The sequence below is a fragment of the Devosia sp. XGJD_8 genome (genome assembly GCF_046614475.1).
GTDB lineage: Bacteria > Pseudomonadota > Alphaproteobacteria > Rhizobiales > Devosiaceae > Devosia.
This window is the reverse complement of sequence record NZ_JBKJHF010000001.1, coordinates 106424-123319: the sequence shown is the minus strand read 5'-3', so window position 1 is coordinate 123319 and position 16896 is coordinate 106424. Positions and strand designations below refer to the sequence as shown.

16 protein-coding genes are annotated in these 16896 nt (G+C 65.3%); 3 read left to right on the top strand and 13 right to left on the bottom strand.

Going from position 1 to position 16896, the window contains the following annotated elements; genetic code table 11:
- Window positions 1-26 precede the first annotated feature (26 nt).
- A complete protein-coding gene (trxA, locus tag ACLI1C_RS00600) occupies window positions 27-350 on the top strand; it encodes a thioredoxin (protein WP_332688223.1) in 324 nt (107 codons plus the stop codon).
- A 157-nt stretch (window positions 351-507) separates the two neighbouring features.
- Window positions 508-2178, top strand: coding sequence for a glycoside hydrolase family 3 protein (locus ACLI1C_RS00595; protein WP_411394914.1), 1671 nt, complete (start codon window positions 508-510; stop codon window positions 2176-2178).
- A gap of 4 nt (window positions 2179-2182) precedes the next feature.
- Here ACLI1C_RS00595 and ACLI1C_RS00590 read toward each other — a convergent pair whose 3' ends face one another.
- The 13 genes from ACLI1C_RS00590 to ACLI1C_RS00530 form a co-directional block, all read right to left on the bottom strand.
- The gene (locus ACLI1C_RS00590; protein WP_411394913.1) at window positions 2183-3475 is read right to left on the bottom strand and encodes a bifunctional folylpolyglutamate synthase/dihydrofolate synthase; all 1293 of its coding nucleotides are present in this window, start codon (window positions 3473-3475) and stop codon (window positions 2183-2185) included.
- Window positions 3476-3552: 77 nt separating this feature from the next.
- Window positions 3553-6060 (bottom strand): methyl-accepting chemotaxis protein, encoded by a 2508-nt coding sequence (locus ACLI1C_RS00585; protein WP_411394912.1) that lies wholly within the window; start codon window positions 6058-6060, stop codon window positions 3553-3555.
- A 104-nt stretch (window positions 6061-6164) separates the two neighbouring features.
- A complete protein-coding gene (accD, locus tag ACLI1C_RS00580; RefSeq protein ID WP_411394911.1) occupies window positions 6165-7142 on the bottom strand; it encodes an acetyl-CoA carboxylase, carboxyltransferase subunit beta in 978 nt (325 codons plus the stop codon).
- 102 nt (window positions 7143-7244) lie between these two features.
- Window positions 7245-8066, bottom strand: coding sequence for a tryptophan synthase subunit alpha (gene trpA / locus ACLI1C_RS00575; RefSeq protein WP_411394910.1), 822 nt, complete (start codon window positions 8064-8066; stop codon window positions 7245-7247).
- A gap of 2 nt (window positions 8067-8068) precedes the next feature.
- Entirely contained in the window at window positions 8069-9295 is a 1227-nt protein-coding gene (gene trpB, locus ACLI1C_RS00570) for a tryptophan synthase subunit beta (protein WP_411394909.1), read from the bottom strand.
- A 47-nt stretch (window positions 9296-9342) separates the two neighbouring features.
- Window positions 9343-9990 (bottom strand): phosphoribosylanthranilate isomerase, encoded by a 648-nt coding sequence (locus tag ACLI1C_RS00565; RefSeq protein WP_411394908.1) that lies wholly within the window; start codon window positions 9988-9990, stop codon window positions 9343-9345.
- Between the two features lie 8 nt (window positions 9991-9998).
- On the bottom strand, window positions 9999-10361 hold the full coding sequence (locus ACLI1C_RS00560) for a lipopolysaccharide assembly protein LapA domain-containing protein (RefSeq protein ID WP_411394907.1): 363 nt from the start codon (window positions 10359-10361) through the stop codon (window positions 9999-10001).
- 30 nt (window positions 10362-10391) lie between these two features.
- A complete protein-coding gene (locus ACLI1C_RS00555) occupies window positions 10392-10673 on the bottom strand; it encodes an integration host factor subunit beta (protein WP_146291309.1) in 282 nt (93 codons plus the stop codon).
- Between the two features lie 38 nt (window positions 10674-10711).
- On the bottom strand, window positions 10712-11668 hold the full coding sequence (gene sppA, locus ACLI1C_RS00550; RefSeq protein ID WP_411394906.1) for a signal peptide peptidase SppA: 957 nt from the start codon (window positions 11666-11668) through the stop codon (window positions 10712-10714).
- A gap of 66 nt (window positions 11669-11734) precedes the next feature.
- Complete coding sequence (locus tag ACLI1C_RS00545) at window positions 11735-12226, bottom strand: GNAT family N-acetyltransferase (RefSeq protein WP_411394905.1); 492 nt, start codon at window positions 12224-12226, stop codon at window positions 11735-11737.
- Window positions 12227-12305: 79 nt separating this feature from the next.
- Window positions 12306-14018 (bottom strand): 30S ribosomal protein S1, encoded by a 1713-nt coding sequence (rpsA, locus tag ACLI1C_RS00540; protein ID WP_411394904.1) that lies wholly within the window; start codon window positions 14016-14018, stop codon window positions 12306-12308.
- Between the two features lie 224 nt (window positions 14019-14242).
- Entirely contained in the window at window positions 14243-14881 is a 639-nt protein-coding gene (locus ACLI1C_RS00535) for a (d)CMP kinase (RefSeq protein ID WP_411394903.1), read from the bottom strand.
- Window positions 14878-16245, bottom strand: coding sequence for a 3-phosphoshikimate 1-carboxyvinyltransferase (locus ACLI1C_RS00530; RefSeq protein WP_411394902.1), 1368 nt, complete (start codon window positions 16243-16245; stop codon window positions 14878-14880). Before ACLI1C_RS00530 ends, ACLI1C_RS00535 begins: the two co-directional genes overlap by 4 nt.
- Window positions 16246-16419: 174 nt before the next feature.
- On the opposite strand from ACLI1C_RS00530, the gene ACLI1C_RS00525 reads away from it, so the two are divergent.
- A complete protein-coding gene (locus ACLI1C_RS00525; protein WP_411394901.1) occupies window positions 16420-16824 on the top strand; it encodes a TIGR02300 family protein in 405 nt (134 codons plus the stop codon).
- The last annotated feature ends 72 nt before the right edge of the window (window positions 16825-16896 follow it).

Genomic DNA, 16896 nt, shown 5'->3' with positions numbered 1-16896 from the left:
GCCGCTTTCAACCCAAAGGCAACAACATGACCACTCACGTTTCCGACGCCAATTTCGGCGAGGAAGTCCTCAACTCCAAAGAGCCAGTTCTCGTGGATTTCTGGGCAGAATGGTGCGGACCGTGCCGCGCAATCGCTCCCGTGCTCGATGAGCTCTCCACTGAGCTGGCCGGCCGGGTCAAGATCGTCAAGCTCAATGTCGATGACAATCCGGGTACCGCCAGCAAGTATGGCGTGCGCTCGATCCCGACCATGATCCTGTTCAAGGGCGGCGAGGCCGCCGACATGAAGATCGGTGCGGGTACGCCAAAGGCTGGCCTGACCAAGTGGCTCGAGAGCCACGCCGCCTGATTCTGGCGACACGAATTTAGCAAGACACCGCTGGGGCGACCCGGCGGTGTTTTCGTTTGTGGACCTGCCGCTTCCCGTGCGCCGTGCAGCCCCTCTGGCTGCTTTTGTGTCTTGCCTCTGTTACACAGAACAAAACAGAAGACCTGGAGGAAGCACCTTGGCCCCGATCGATCTTTCCGCCGCGCCGTTTCATCTCAATGACGCGGCCATCGCCTGGGTCGCGGCCACGCGGGACAGCCTCTCCCCGCGCGACAAGCTGGCCCAGCTCTTCGTGCTCCTGGCGCGCGGCACGCCCGAGGAAGTGGCGGCGGAAGTCAGGAGCTTCAAGCCCGGCGGTATCACCCGCATCTATTCCGACGATCTCGATGCCGAAGTCGGCCTCTTCGGCACGCTGCATGCCGGCAATACCATTCCGCTGCTGATCAGCGCCGATCTGGAAGGCAGCCGTATGAGCCTGCCTTTCGGCACGTCCGTTCCCAATCCTCTGGGATTGGCGGCAGTCGATGATGTGGAGGCGACCACGGCCATTTCCACCATCATGGCGCGCGAGGCCAGCGCCGTGGGGCTCAATTGGAGCTTCACCCCGGTCATCGACATCAACGCCGCCTGGCGCAGCGCCATTGTCGGCACGCGCTCCTATGGCAGCGACATCGACAAGGTCGAACGCCACGCCATGGCGCAGATTGCCGCCTTACAGGCCAATGGCGTCGCCGCTACGGTCAAGCACTGGCCGGGCGAAGGTTTTGACGACCGCGACCAGCACCTGGTCACCACCGTCAATCCGCTCACCATGCCGCAATGGGAGGCCAGCTTCGGACGGCTCTATCGCAAGGCCATTGCCGATGGCGTGCTGAGCATCATGTCGGCCCATATCGCCTTGCCGGCCTTCGTCCGCGCTCTCGATCCCGATGCCGGCGCCGAGGCCTATCGCCCCGCATCGCTCAGCAGGGTCCTTAACGAGGATCTGCTGCGGCGCGAGCTTGGCTTTAATGGCCTCATCGTCTCGGACGCCACGCCCATGGCCGGCATGGGAGACTGGGGGCCGCGCGACGTGGTGCTGCCCGAGGTGATCATCTCGGGCTGTGACGTCATCCTCTTCAGCGACGATGCCAATGCGGACCTGATGCGGTTGGTCAAGGCCGTTGCCGATGGGCGCCTCAGCCAGGACCGGGTGGACGAAGCCGTGACGCGCATCCTGGCGCTCAAGGCCGCCCTGGGCCTCCACAAGGAAAAGCCCGCGCCCAGCATGGAGGCGGCACGCGGCGTGGTGGCAACTGATGCGAGCCGACAGCTCGCCCAGGCCGTTACCGCCCGGGTGCCGACGCTGGTCAAGGATGTCAACAAGCTGCTGCCGCTCTCGCTGGCCAAGCACAAGCGGGTGCTGGTCTTTTCGGGCGGGGCGGTGCTGCCATTCGCGCCCCAGCCGCTGCCCCTCAGCCTGCCCGACCGGCTGGAAAAGGAGGGCTTTGCGGTTACCGTCCATGTCCCCGGCATGGCGATCGACCCCAGGGATTTCGACCTCGTGCTCTATCTCCTGGCCGAGGAAACGCTGCTCACCCGCAGCCGCATCTTCCTCGACTGGCACAAGCTCACCGGCTCGGTCTTCGGCGCCATGCACAGGTACTGGCATGACCTGCCGACGCTGATGATTTCCTTCGGCTACCCCTATTATCTCTACGATGCGCCGCGCGTGCCCGCCTATATCAACGCCTATGGCTCAAGCGAAGCGCTGCAGGCGGCGGTCGTCGAAGCCATCATGGGGCGCAGCGCCTTTGCCGGCACCAATCCGGTCGACCCCTTTGTCGGCAGCGAGCAGGGCAGATACTGAGCGGTCAGTCCGGCGGCGTGCCGTTGCGCGCCAAGACGTCCCCCGCCAGATAGAGCGAGCCGCAGATCAGCACGCGGGCATTGGGCTGCGCCGCGGCGGTCTTCAGCGCCGTCACCACCGATCGGCTGGCCTGGGCGGCAAAACCCGCCTGACGCGCCTGCTCGGCAATATAGTCGGCCGGGTGCGCATTGGGCTCGCCGGGAATGGTCAGGGTCAGCACCTGCGCCGCCTGGCCCTTGAATGGCGCGAGGAATTCTGCCGGTGAGCGGGTATTCATCATGCCCATGATCAACACCAGCGGCGCCGGGCGCCGGCGGTCCATATCGGCCAGGGCCTGGGCCAGGGCGGCCGCGCCATGCGCATTGTGCCCGCCATCGAGCCACAGTTCGGCGCCCGCCGGCAGCAGGTCGCGCAGCTTGCCATGCAGCGGAGCCAGGCGCGCCGGCCAGACCACATTGCGCAGGCCGCGGGCAAAGGCTGCGGTATCCACCGGAAGGCCGAAATGGCGGCTGGCGGCAATGGCCAGCGCCGCATTGTCGAACTGGTGCCCGCCCAGCAGCGCCGGCGGCGGCAGATCGAGCAGGCCAGCCTCGTCCTGATAGACCAGCCGGCCATCCTGGGCCGCGCCATGGAAGTCCTCGCTCTGCCAGAGCGGCACTATGCCGAGGCGGCGCGCCGTTCGTTCCAGCACGATGCGGGCCTCGGGCCGCTGCAGGCCGATCACCGCCTTGCTGCCGCGCTTGAAGATGCCGGCCTTGTTGGCCGAAATCTCGGTGATCGTATTGCCGAGGAACCCCTGGTGGTCGAAATCGATGGGGGTGATGATCACGCCCAGCGGCCTGGCCACCACATTGGTCGTGTCATAGGTGCCGCCCATCCCGGTCTCGAGCAGCAGGTAGTCGGCTGGCGTCTCGGCATAGAGCAGGAAAGCCGTTGCCGTGGTGATTTCGAAAAAGGTGATCGGCCGGCCGGCATTGACAGCCTCCACCCGCTCCAGCGCAGCATTGAGCCGGCGGGTGCTCACCAGCGTGCCGGCCAGCCTGATGCGCTCGTTGAAACGCACCAGATGCGGCGAGTTGTAGACATGCACTCTCTTGCCGGCCGCCTCCAGAAACGCCCGCAGATAGGCGATGGTCGAGCCCTTGGCATTGGTCCCGGCGACATGGATCACCGGCGGGAGGCGTTCATGCGGGCTGCCCAGCTCTTCAAGGAGCGGCAGGATGCGGTCGAGGCTGAGATCGATCAGCTTGGGGTGCAGGGCCGAAAGGCGCTTGAGAATGGCATCGGTGCGGGACATGGAGACTCAACCAGGGCGGCGGCGGGCCCTGATGGGGTAGCGCCGATTGCCCCGCCGCTCAATGGCTCAGTACGCCGTCAGAACTCTGCCCAGTCCTTGTCGACCGCTGCGTTGCCGCGCCGGAGGTAGGCACCCGCCACCGCCTTGAGCTTGTCCTGCATGCCGCGGATGCCTTGTGCAGGCGCGGGCGCGTGTACCGGCTTGGGCGCAGCAGCCCGGGAGGGCGCTGCATCGATGGTAAAGATATCCACGATGCGGTCGAGTTCGCTGGCCTGGGCCTCGGTCTGCTCGATGGCCGCATTGGTCTCTTCCACCAGCGCCGCATTGTGCTGGGTCATCTCGTCCATCAGGCGGACGCCGACATTGACCTCCTCGATCGAGCCGGCCTGATCGCGGCTTTCGCGCGAAATGGCTTCGAGCGCCGCGGTATTGTCCCTGATGGCGCCGAGCATGCCGGCGAGCTTGGCTGCGGCGTCGGCGACGAGCCGGGAGCCGCCCTTGACCTCGTTGGCGCTCTGCTCGATCAGCACCTTGACGTCGGCCGAGGCACTGGCCGCCGATTGTGCCAGCCGGCGCACTTCCACGGCAACCACGGCAAAGCCCTTGCCGGCATCGCCGGCACGCGCCGCTTCCACCGAGGCGTTCAGGGCCAGAAGGTTGGTCTGGAAGGCGATATCGTCGATCAGCCCGATAATGTTGGAGATCTTGCCCGACGACTGGGTGATGCGATCCATGGCGTCGGTGGCCTGGGCCATGACCTGGCCGCCCTCTTCGGCGGTGGCGGAAACCGACTTGGCCTGGATGCTGGCGGATTCGGCCTTCTTGGCATTCTCCAGCACGGTCGAGGCCAGTTGCTCCATTGCCGCCGATGTCTCTTCGATCGTGGCGGCCTGCTTGGTAGTGCGTTCGCTCAGATCATTGGCGCCGCTGAGGATTTCCCCGGTCGCCGTCTTGAGCGCGCCCGAGGTCTGGCGCAGCTGACCGACGATGTCGCCGAGCTTTTCGGCCACGGCATTGGTATCGGCCTTGAGCCGGGCAAATGCCCCCTCATAATTGCCGCGCATGCGCAGCGTCAGGTTGGCATCGGCCAGGGCGGCGAGCACTTCGCCGGTCTCGGTCAGGCCGCGATCGACTGTCTCGACCAGCGAATTGACCGAGCGGGCCAGGGCATTGAGTTCGGCATCGGGGAATTCTGCCTCGACCCTGCGGCTGAAGTCGCCGGCAATGGCGGCATCGACCACATTGCCGAAGGCGCGCTGCAGCCCTTCCATCATGCGGGCGCGTTCGGCCTGGTTGGCCAGCACCTGGGCGGCTTCCGCCTCGGTCATCTGCGCCACCTTGAGGCCATTCTCGCGGAACACTTCCACCGCCCGCGCCATGGCGCCGAGTTCGTCGGTGCGGTCGGCGCCGCGGACTTCGACGTCAAGATCGCCCTCGGCCAGCGCCTCCATCGTGCCGGTCAGCCGGCTGATCGGCTTGGTGATGCTGCGCGAGAACCAGAGCCCCAGCGCGGCGACCACGGCCAGCAGGCCGGCGCCGATCAGCAGCATCATGTTGCGCATATTGGCGACCGGGGCGAGCACCTCGTCCGTCGCCATCACCGCGACGGCGGCCCAGCTCTGGCCGCGCGTGGTGATCGGCGCCGCGGCGACCAGCATATTGGTCGCGCGATAGGCGCTGGTTTCCCCCTGAGCCGGCGTCCCCGCCAGCGCGGCGTCGAGCATCGGTCCGGTGAAACCGGTCACCAGCGCGTCGTTGGCCTCGGTGAAGCTGGAATCGGAGCGCAGCAGACCATCAGGGCCGGCGACCAGCACTTCCCCGGTCTCGCCCAGCCCGGTGCGATCGCCGATGACGGCGTCGAGCCGCTCGGATGGCAGCTGGATGGCCAGGACCCCCACCTTGCGGCCCTGGCCGTTGAAGACCGGCTTGGCAAAGAAGCTGGCCGGCAGGCCGGCAGCGGGGGCATAGGCGGCAAAATCGGCGAAGACGATGTCATCGGGATTTTCGATGGCCACCGCCTGCTGGAATACCTGGCCCAGGCTCGACGTGGCCAGCGGCCCGCCTTCGGCAAAGCTGGTGCCGAAATCCTCGGCCTTGTTGACCGAATAGACCATGAACCCCTTGAGATCGAACAGATAGAGGTCGCGATAGCCGCGCGCGCCGATCTGGGTGCGATAGCCGGGATGGAAGCGGGTGTGGGTGACGTCATAGGCGCCGGTCGTGCCCAGCGTGTCGAGCGCCGCCAGGTTGTCCTTGTTGGCATTGTCATCGACGTAGAGCTTGCGCACTTCGGCGGTCGGATCGACCTTGAACTGCAGCCAGGCGCCGCCGAAGTCGCGCAGCGCCTGCACCGTCGCCTCCGAACGCGAGGTCGCGACGAGATCGTCTTCCACCGATTTGAGATAGGTCGAAACCTGGCTGGCGCGTTCGCTGGCCAGGGTCATCAGATTGGTTTCGGCAGCGGTCCGCAGCGCCTGGCTGCCGATGAAATAGCTGGCCGAGCCCACGCCCAGGCTGACGAGAAGCGCCGAACCCAGCAGCGCCAGGGGCAACTTGCGGGCAATCGGCATGGAGAACTTGAACATGGGACGATTCACCTGGAGGCAAAGGCGCGGCGCGTGGAATCACGCGCCAGGCGCATTGCCGCAAAATTAGGCGAATTGTCCTTAAGTGCGAGTAAAGGCGCTGCCTATTCGGCGTGCGCCCCTACGGGCGGCGTGACCAGGTCACCGTCGTCGCCTTCGGCGGCCAGAGCCGCGTCGCGCAGGCTCGCCCGGGCCACGGTCGGCGCCGTATTGGTCAGGGCACCCGAGGTCTCCGCCTTGGTCAGGATGGCCGCCAGCGAGCCGATGGTCGAGCGCAGGTTGTGGCGATGCACCACCATGTCGACCATGCCGTGCTCATAGAGATATTCCGAGCGCTGGAAGCCCTTGGGCAGCTTCTCGCGGATGGTCTGCTCGATGACGCGGGCGCCGGCAAAGCCGATCTGCGCGCCCGGCTCGGCCAGATGCACATCGCCCAGCATGGCGTAGGAGGCGGTGACCCCGCCGGTGGTCGGATTGGTCAGCACCACGAAGAAGGGCAGCCCCGCCTCGCGCAGCCGCAGCACGGCAACCGTGGTGCGTGGCATCTGCATCAGGCTCAGAACGCCCTCTTGCATGCGCGCGCCGCCCGAGGCGACGAACAGCACGAAGGCCGTCTTCCGGTTGGCGGCGGTTTCGAGCCCGGTGATGATGCCCTGGCCGGCCGCCATGCCGAGCGAGCCACCCATGAAATCGAAATCCTGGATCGCGACAGTGATATCGCGCTCGAACAGCTTGCCGGTGGCGACGATGACGGAATCGTCGAACCCGGTCTTGGCGCGGTTTTCCTTGAGGCGGTCGGGATAGCGCTTCTGGTCGCGGAATTTCAGCGGATCGACCGGCACCGATGGCACCGGGACCAGTTCATAGGCGCCATCGTCCAGGAAGGTCTTGAGCCGGTCCACCGGCTTGATCTTCATGTGGTAGCCCGAATTGGGCACGACCCACTGATTGGCCTCGAGATCGCGATAGAACACCATCTCCCCGGACTCGGGATCCTTGACCCAGAGGTTTTCCGGCGTATCGCGCTTCGTATTGAGGAACGAGCGAATTTTGGGGCGGACGAAGTTATCGATCCAGTTCATGGCGAGCCTCGCGAAGGGACGGATGTCACCTAGGGGTCAATTGTGGCAAATCTTATCAGAGCGGGGCGCCCGGGGCAAAGGCGGAACGCAGCCTGTGGACAGCTAGCTGCGTGCGCGCCGTACGCCCGAGGCCAGGTCTGCCACCAGATCCCGCACGGCGCTGACCGTCCGGTCCGTGGCCTTGCCATCGACCAGCGACCTGGCCACCGCATCCACCAGCACCGTGCCCACGACGATGCCATCGGCATGCTTGCCGATCTCGGCGGCATCCTCGGCTGTCTTGATGCCGAAGCCGACGGCCACCGGCAGGTCGGTATGGCTCTTGATGCGGTCCACCGCGTCGCCCACCGCGCCGCGCGACTTGATCACCGCGCCGGTAATGCCGGTCATCGAGACGTAATAGACAAAGCCCGACGTGTTCTTGAGCACGGCGGGCAGCCGCTTGTCGTCGGTTGTCGGGGTGGTGAGGCGAATGAAGTTGAGCCCGGCCTTGAGCGCGGGAATACACAATTCCTCGTCTTCCTCGGGCGGCAGGTCGACGATGATCAGCCCATCGACGCCGGCATGCTTGGCCGCCTCGATGAACCTGTCGACGCCGAAAATGTAGATCGGGTTGTAGTAGCCCATCAGCACGATGGGCGTGGTCTCGTCCTTGCGGCGGAAATCCTCCACCATGCCCAGTACGCCGCGCAGCGTCTGGCCGGCGGCCAGCGCGCGCTGCCCGCCCAGCTGGATCGCCACGCCATCGGCCATCGGATCGGAGAAGGGCATGCCCAGCTCGATGATGTCGGCGCCCGCCTGCGGCAGCGCCTCGAGGATTGCCTGGCCCGTGGCAAGGTCAGGATCGCCACCCATGACAAAGGTGACAAGGGCCGGACGGCCGGCGGCCTTGACCTCGGCGAAACGCTTTTCGATACGCGACATGACTACAGCAGCCCCAGATACTTGCCGACGCTTTCCACGTCCTTGTCGCCACGCCCGGACAGGCACAGCACGATCGACTGGTCCTTGCCCATGGTCGGGGCGACCTTCATCAGCTGCGCCAGCCCATGCGCCGATTCCAGCGCCGGAATGATGCCTTCGAGCCGTGTGCACAGCTGGAAGGCGTCGAGCGCCTCATTGTCGGTGATGGGCGCGTAGGTCACGCGCTTGCTGTCATGCAGGAAGGCATGTTCCGGGCCGACGCCGGGATAGTCGAGACCGGCCGAGATGGAATGGCCCTCCAGGATCTGCCCGTCGCCATCCTGCAGCAGGTAGGTGCGGTTGCCATGCAACACGCCGGGGCGGCCGCCGGTCATCGAAGCGGCGTGGCCATTCTCGGTGTCGATGCCATGCCCGCCCGCTTCGGCGCCATAGAGCGCGACGTCGGGATCGTCGAGGAAGGCGTGGAAGCTGCCGATGGCATTGGAGCCACCGCCCACGCAGGCGACCACCGCATCGGGCAGCCTGCCCTCGCTCTGCTTGAACTGCGCCTTGAGCTCGGTACCGATCACCGACTGGAAGTCGCGCACCATTTCCGGATAGGGATGCGGCCCCGCCGCAGTGCCGATCAGGTAATAGGTGCTGTCGACATTGGTCACCCAGTCGCGCAGCGCCTCGTTCATGGCGTCCTTGAGCGTGCCGGCGCCAGCGGTGACGGGGCGCACTTCGGCGCCCAGCATCTTCATCCGCAGCACATTGGGCATCTGCCGCTCGACGTCGGTAGCGCCCATGAAAATGGTGCAGGGCAGATCGAATTTGGCGCAGACGGTGGCCGTCGCCACGCCATGCTGGCCGGCCCCGGTCTCGGCAATCACCCGCGTCTTGCCCATGCGCTTGGCCAGAAGGATCTGCCCGAGGCAGTTGTTGATCTTGTGGCTGCCGGTATGGTTGAGCTCTTCGCGCTTGAACCACACCTTGGCGCCGCCCAGATGCTCGGTCAGCCGCTTGGCGAAATAGAGCGGACTGGGACGGCCGGCATAATGCACCGACAGATCGTCCAGTTCGGCCTTGAAGGCCGGGTCGATCTTGGCGGCGCGATAATGCGCCTCAAGGTCCAGGATCAGCGGCATCAGCGTTTCGGCAACGAAGCGCCCGCCATAGAGCCCGAAACGGCCCTGGTCGTCGGGGCCATTGCGCAGGGAGTTGAGGCCTTCGGTATCCACGCGGTCCATCCTTCGATATCTGGCCGCATCCGGCCAATCGGACCGGTGGGCTTGGCTTATACGGCGGCGCGCGCGTTTCGGATGAACGCTTCGATCATCCGCTGGTCTTTTACGCCGGGCGCCGATTCCACGCCCGAGGACACATCCACGCCAAAGGGCCGGACCGTCTTGATCGCTTCTGCCACCGTCTGCGGTGTCAGGCCACCGGAAAGCATGAAGGCGATGGACGGGTCAAGCGCCTTGAGCAGGCTCCAGTCGAAGGTTTCGCCCAGCCCGCCCGGCCGGTCGGCTCCCTTGGGCGGCTTGGCGTCGACCAGGATGCGGTCGGCAATGTCGACGAAATCGGCGACATGGGCCACGTCCTCGGCCGAACCGATGGGCAGGGCCTTCATGATCTCCACCCCCGCTTCGGCGCGAATGGCCTCGACGCGGTGCGGGCTTTCGGGCCCGTGCAGCTGGATCCAGTCAGGTCCCAGCGCCGCCACTTCGGCCACGCAGCTATTGTCGGGGTTGACCAGCACCACGCAGGTCTCGATGCGGCCACGCGCCGCCGAGATCAGCGAACCGATCTCCTCGATCGTCACATGGCGGGGCGAGCGTTGGAAATGCATGAAGCCCACCATGTCGGCGCCCGCCGCAATGGTGGCGTCCAGCATGTCGAGAGTCTTGATGCCGCAAATCTTGATAATCAGGGGATCGGCCATAGGGTCGCTCAGCGCAGCTCCAGCAGGTCATCGACTTCGGCCTGCGGGCCGGCAATAGCCTGGCCCTGCTGCCGCCGCAACGTTTCCAGCTCGCCATTGAGCTGGTGGGCCTCGCGCCGCCAGTGCTTCTCACCGCGGCGATGGCGGGCCTGGGCAAACCAGGTGGCGGTGCCGCCCAGCAGGACGCCGACCAGCAGCACCACATAGAGCACCACGAAGAGCGGCACCCCATAACCGGGAATGACCGCGCTCTCGACGGGCGCGAAGGGATTGAAATTGATCGCGACGAAGTGCCGGTTGGCGAGGGCGAAAACGATCAGCCCGAGGCAAAGCGGAACAAGCACCACCCAACCAACGATTTTATTGACCATATGTCTGGTGCCTATGGAGCCCTGGCCCCGTTACGAACGGTTGAGCCGTTCGCGAATTTCTTTGCCGGCCTTGAACTGCGGCACATATTTCTCGCCCACATCGACCTGCTCGCCGGTGCGCGGATTGCGCCCGATGCGGGCCGGCCGGTTCTTGACCGAGAAGGCGCCGAAGCCGCGCAGTTCGACACGGTCGCCCCGTGCCATGGCATCCCCGATCTCGTCGAGGATGGCGTTGACGATATTCTCGATATCACGCTGGAACAGATGCGGATTTTCCGCCGCGAGCTTCTCGACGAGTTCCGACTTGATCATCCCAGGCTCCAGTTGCGAGGCCGTCCCTGCTCCAAAGATCAGGAGCGCGAGCCAACCTGCCAAAGCGAGACCAGCCCGTCAAGCGTGATGGGCCCGTCTGGCAGGCCCAGCGCGCTGCGCGCCTGCCCGTTGAGGAAGGTTCCGATGAGGTCAAAGCCCTGTTCGGGCTCGGGCCACACCGTCTTGACCTCCAGGTCGACAGGCACATCACGTTCGGCCTCGAGCCAGGCAATCGCCTCGGCTTCCCCGCCAATGGCGTCGATCAGGCCTGCCTCCATGCCCACCCGGCCGGTCACGATGCGGCCATCGGCCAGCGCCAGCGTCGCGCCGCGCGTCAGGCCGCGCCGTTCGGCGACGACATCGACGAACCACTGGAAGCTGTCATCGACCAGAGCAGCAATCGAGGCACGCGGCGCGCCCTCCATCGGCTCGTCGAAGTCCGGCTCTGCCTTGAGGGGCCCCGACGCCACCTTGTCGAGATCGACACCGATGGTTTCCAGCAGCTTGCCGGCATTGACGTGCTGGTACAGCACGCCGATGGAGCCGACGATGGACAGCCTGCGGGCAAAGATGTGGTCCGTGGCGATCGCGGTCATATAGGCTGCCGAGGCGCCCAGTTCCTTGATGACGGCGACCGTCGGCTTGCTGGCCCGCAACTGGCCCAGCGCCTCATAGAGCTCCTCGCCGCCGGCCGTCGTGCCGCCGGGCGAGTTGATGGCGATGATCACCGCCTTGACGGCGCCATCCTCGGCCAGCGCCTCGATGGTCCGCAGCCGGCCGGGGTCGGTGGCAATCGTGCCGTCGATCACCAGCCGCGCCACATAGTCGCCGGCCGCCCCCTGCGGCATGGCAAAGCGGCCCAGGCCCACGATGATGGCGATGGCCAGCGCGATAAAGGCCAGCACGCGCCACAGCCCCCGCGAGCGACGATAGGTCTCGGCGGCGATCACGCCGTGCGGATCGCGCTGGGGCTGGGAAACCGGCTCGTCAATCATGGCTGCCTCTATGCTTGCGACGCGCGCAGCTAGACTCGCTCCAGCCCATTTTGGCAAGCCTTGTGCCTAGACAAGCGGCTTGGAGAGCAGGCGCGCGGCCGTCTCGTAGCTGGCCAGCTTGTCCGCCAGTTCGGGCGCCGCCACCGGGCGGAAGCCGTGTTTGTGCCAGAAGGGCAGCGAACCGTTCACCGCCACAAGGCTCATATTGGCAAAGCCCGCCGCCCGGGCATGCCGCAATATGTCGCCCACGATCATGGCCGCGGCGCCGGTGCCGCGTGCGGCGGGCAGCAAGGCCAGGTCGTGCAGGTAATAGGTATCGGCATCGGCCGGAAGTGCGCCCAGCAGCGCGTTGAGCTCGGGCAGCTGCTTGAAGCGCCAGGGATGGGATAGGATATAGCCCGATGGCTGGCCGTCGAGCTCGAGCAGCCGCGTGCCCTCGGGGTAGAGGCGCAGGCGCTCGGCAAAGACCGCCGCGTCCTCGGGGAAATTGGGATGCACCTTCGCGGCGATCGCCTCGACCGCCGGCAGGTCGAGCGTGGTCAGGGCGCGCCAATGCATTGCTGTGTTCATCCGCTTCTTAAAAAGCAAAAGGCCCGCGCTGTGAAGCGCGGGCCGGCAGTTTGGTGCGCGTCGAGACTTACTTCTCGTCGCGGCCCTTGAGCGCTGCGCCCAGGATGTCGCCCAGCGATGCGCCCGAATCGGACGAACCGTAATTGGCGACGGCTTCCTTTTCCTCGGCGATTTCCAGCGCCTTGATGGAAAGCTGGATGCGGCTGGTCTTGCGATCGTACTGGGTGACGCGTGCGTCGACCTTTTCGCCCTTGGAGAAACGCTCCGGGCGCTGGTCGTTGCGATCGCGGCTGAGATCGGCGCGACGGATGAACGCGGTCATCTCGGTGTCGGCGATGCGGACTTCGATGCCCCCATCGTTGACTTCGATCACGGTGCCGGTGACGACAGCGCCCTTGCGGATGCCGCCGGCCTCGCCGGTATCGCCCGAGGCAGCCGAAGCTTCGCCAGCGGCGAGCTGCTTGATGCCCAGCGAGATGCGTTCCTTTTCGACGTCAACATCGAGGACCTTGGCCGAAACCATGTCACCGCGGTTGTAGTCTTCCAGGGCCACTTCGCCCGACTTCTGCCAGTCGAGGTCGGACAGGTGAACCATGCCGTCCACATCGCCGTCGAGGCCGATGAACAGGCCGAATTCGGTCTTGTTCTTGACTTCGCCTTCGATGACCGAACCGACCGGGAACTTCTCGGCGAAGCTTTCCCATGGGTTTGCCAGGGTCTGCTTGAGGCCGAGCGAGATGCGGCGCTTGTCGGGATCGACTTCCAGCACGACGACTTCGACTTCCTGGGAGGTCGAGACGATCTTGCCGGGGTGGACGTTCTTCTTGGTCCAGCTCATTTCCGAGACGTGGATCAGGCCTTCGATGCCCGGCTCCAGTTCCACGAACGCACCGTAGTCGGTGATGTTGGTGACGCGGCCGGTGAACTTGGCCTCGATCGGATACTTGGCCTCGATGCCTTCCCACGGATCGGCCTGCAGCTGCTTCATGCCGAGGCTGATGCGGTGGCTTTCGTGGTTGATGCGGACGATCTGGACCTTGATGGTCTCGCCGATCGTCAGCACTTCGGACGGGTGGTTCACGCGACGCCATGCGATGTCGGTGACGTGCAGCAGGCCGTCAATGCCGCCGAGATCAACGAACGCACCGTAATCGGTGATGTTCTTGACCACGCCGTCGACAACCTGGCCCTCTTCGAGCTGCTGGACGATTTCCGAACGCTGTTCGGCGCGCGACTCTTCGAGAATGGCACGACGCGACACGACGATATTGCCGCGGCGCTTGTCCATCTTGAGGATCTGGAACGGCTGCAGCACGTTCATCAGCGGCGCGATATCGCGGATCGGGCGGATATCGACCTGCGAGCGCGGCAGGAAGGCAACGGCGCCTTCGAGGTCGACCGTGAAGCCGCCCTTGACCTGGTTGAAGATGGTGCCTTCAACGCGCTCGTTGTTGTTGTACATTTCTTCGAGCTTGACCCAGCTCTCTTCACGGCGGGCCTTCTCGCGGCTGAGGACAGCCTCGCCGGCAGCGTTCTCGACGCGGTCGACATAGACCTCGACGATGGAACCCACCTTGATGGTGCCGTCACGGCCAGCCTGGCCGAATTCCTTGAGCGCGATGCGGCCTTCGGTCTTGAGACCGACATCGATGATCGCCAGGTCCTTCTCGATCGCGACGACCGTGCCCTTGACGACGGCGCCTTCCAACGGCTCGTTATCGACAAACGAGTCCATCAGAAGGGATTCAAAATCTTCTTTCGTCACAGTTTGCTGTGCCAAATATCATCTCCGTTGCGCCGGTGGTTGGGGTTGAAGACCGAAAGCCCGCCATTTCCCAAATGGAAATGCCGGCGCGCGAGCGCCCGATCGAGAGGTTGATTTGCGGTAGTGTCCGGTGGCTTCGCTGGGTGATTGCCGGGGCCGAACCGCACAAGGTTGGATTTGAGCTGACCAGAGGCGGTCACTCGAACCGAAAAAGTCTTGCAACTTTTTCTGAGTGACCTCTAGAGCCCTGCCTTGTGCGCCATGGTCCCATCGACAATCGCGATGGCTGCGCGGAGTGCGGCTTCTATATCGAGAAGCGTCGTGTCGAGCAAGTGCGCGTCCTCGGCTTTGTAGAAGCCACCATTGGGGTTGAGCATATCACGCGCATCCCGCTCTTCTATCTGGTGATAGAGCGCATAGCGGTCAACCACCTGGCCGCGGGCCTCGAGCTGGCGGGCCCGCCGCTCCATGCGGGATTTTGAATCGGCCTGGATGAACAGTTTCACATCCGCTTCCGGCGCAATCACCGTGCCGATATCGCGCCCGTCCAGCACGGCGCCACCCTCCTGGGTGGCAAAGTCGCGCTGATAGTCGAACAGGGCGGCCCGCACCGCCCCGATCACGGCGACCTTGCTGGCCAGGGTGCCGATCTTGGGCGACAGCAGATATTCCGGCTCGATATCGCTCTCGTCCAGCGTTTGCGCCGCCGCGATGGCGCGCTGCTCGAATTCGGGCGAATTCTCGTAGGCCTCCACTGCCCGGCCGACGGCGCGGTAGAGCAGGCCGGTATCGAGATAGGGCAGGTTGTAGTGGCGGGCCAGGCCCGAGGCCAGCGTGCCCTTGCCCGACGCTGCGGGGCCATCGACGGCGATGATCATGACGATCGTCCTTTCACGGTTTCGAACCGGGCGCCCGCCGCGGTCAAGGCCGCCACAAAGCCAGGGAAATGCGCGGCAATGGCGCTGGTATCGTCCAGGGTCACCCGGTGCCGGCTGGCCAGTCCCAGCACGAGGAAACTCATGGCAATGGCGGGGTCGCCCCGGCTGGCGACCGTGCCGCCGCCCTCGACCTTGCCTTCTCCGCCTATGGTCAGGTTCGTGTCGCCCTCGGCAACCGTTACCTTGCTGGCAGCCAGCCCTGCGGCGATCGCGGCCAGCCGGTCTCCCCCCTGCTGGCGCAGAGAGTCGAGCCCCTCGATCACCGTCTCGCCCTGCGCGTAGGCGGCGGCCATGGCCAGGGCTGCAATATCATCGAGCATGGTGGCGCTGTGTTCGGCCGCGATCCTGATGCCCTTGAGGCGCGAGGAGCGTATGCGCAGATCCGCGACATGCTCGCCGCCGATCTCGCGCTGGTTGAGAAACTGGATATCGCCGCCCATTTCGAGCAGCGTGTCGATCAGGCCGGTACGCGTGGGGCTGACCAGCACGTCGCACACCATCAGGTCCGACCCCGCCACGATCAGTGCCGCCACCACGGCATAGGCAGCCGACGACGGATCGCCCGGCACGCGGAGGTGCTGGGGGCGCAGCTCGGTCAGCCCGGTCACGCTGATCGTGCTCGCGCCGGCCTCGTCGCCGGCCATGGCGATGCTGGCGCCAAAGGCAGCCAGCAGCTTTTCAATATGGTCGCGGGTCGGCACCGGCTCGACGATGCTGCTGGTGCCGGCCATCTGCACCGCTGCCAGCAGCAGCGCTGACTTGATCGGCTCGGCCGGTTCGGCCATCACCTGCTGGATCGGCAGCGGCGCCGTCGGGCCGCGCAGCGTCAGCGGCAGGCCGCCATCGACGGCTTCCTCGATCGCGGTGCCGATCGGCTCCAGCGCCTCGAGCAGCGGCCGCAGCGGCAGCCGCATCAGCTCCGGCCCGCCGGTGAACCGGGTGGCAAAGGCAAGCGGCGCCACGAGACCGAGCAGCAGCTGCAGGCCGGTTCCGGATGTCTTGAGATCGAGCCGCGCCTGCGGCGCCAGCAGGCCTCCCACGCCCAGGCCATGCACGTGCCAGGCGTCGTCCCTGGCGTCGATGCGCACGCCCAGTTGGCGCAGCGCGGCGGCCGTGGCCATCACCTCGGCGGATTCCATGATTCCCTCGATGGTCGAGCGGCCCACGGCGAGGGCAGAAACCACAAGCGCGCCATGCGATATGGCGCTGTCGCCCGGCGTGGCAAATCGCCCGGCAAGCGGGGCGGCGCCGTGGCTGGCAAGCGGGGCGGGACTGGCGGAAATCTCTGCGCTGGTATCGGTCATGGGTGAGCTGGCTTTAGCATGGCCCGGCGCGGCAAGGCCACTACCCCTCGCCCGCGGGAGGCAGCTCTCCACATTTTCGGTTTGACAGGGGCCGGGTTTGCCCATAACCGGACTGACCGAACGGGGCAGGTCCTAGGATTTTTGGCCCCCAAAACATTACGACGAGGAACATCGATGGCCAGTTCCGAACGCGGCACCAAACGTACCGATCCCGAGACGGGCAAGAAGTTCTACGACCTCAATATGGACCCGATCGTCTCGCCCTATACGGGCAAGAGCTATCCGCGCTCCTTCTTCGAACAGCTGCTGGTCGGCAAGGCATCTCCCGTGACTGCCCGCAAGGCAGACGTGGAAGATGAAGAAGAAGTCGAGGAAGAGGTCGAGGATGTGGCAGCACCCGAGATCGTCAGCCTTGAAGACGCCGATGCCGAAGAAGCCGGCGACGAGGATATCCCAGACGTCGAGGACGTCGAGGTCGACGAAGAACTCGGCGACGACGAGGCAGACGTCTTCCTCGAGGAAGACGAAGACGAGGACGACGAGCTCGGCTTTGACGTCGGTGGCGACGAAGACCGTTGATTCGCAACGATTTTTCAGCCGGTTGACGGCGTCAGCCGGCTGAACAAAAAAGTGTCATTTAGACACTTGCAA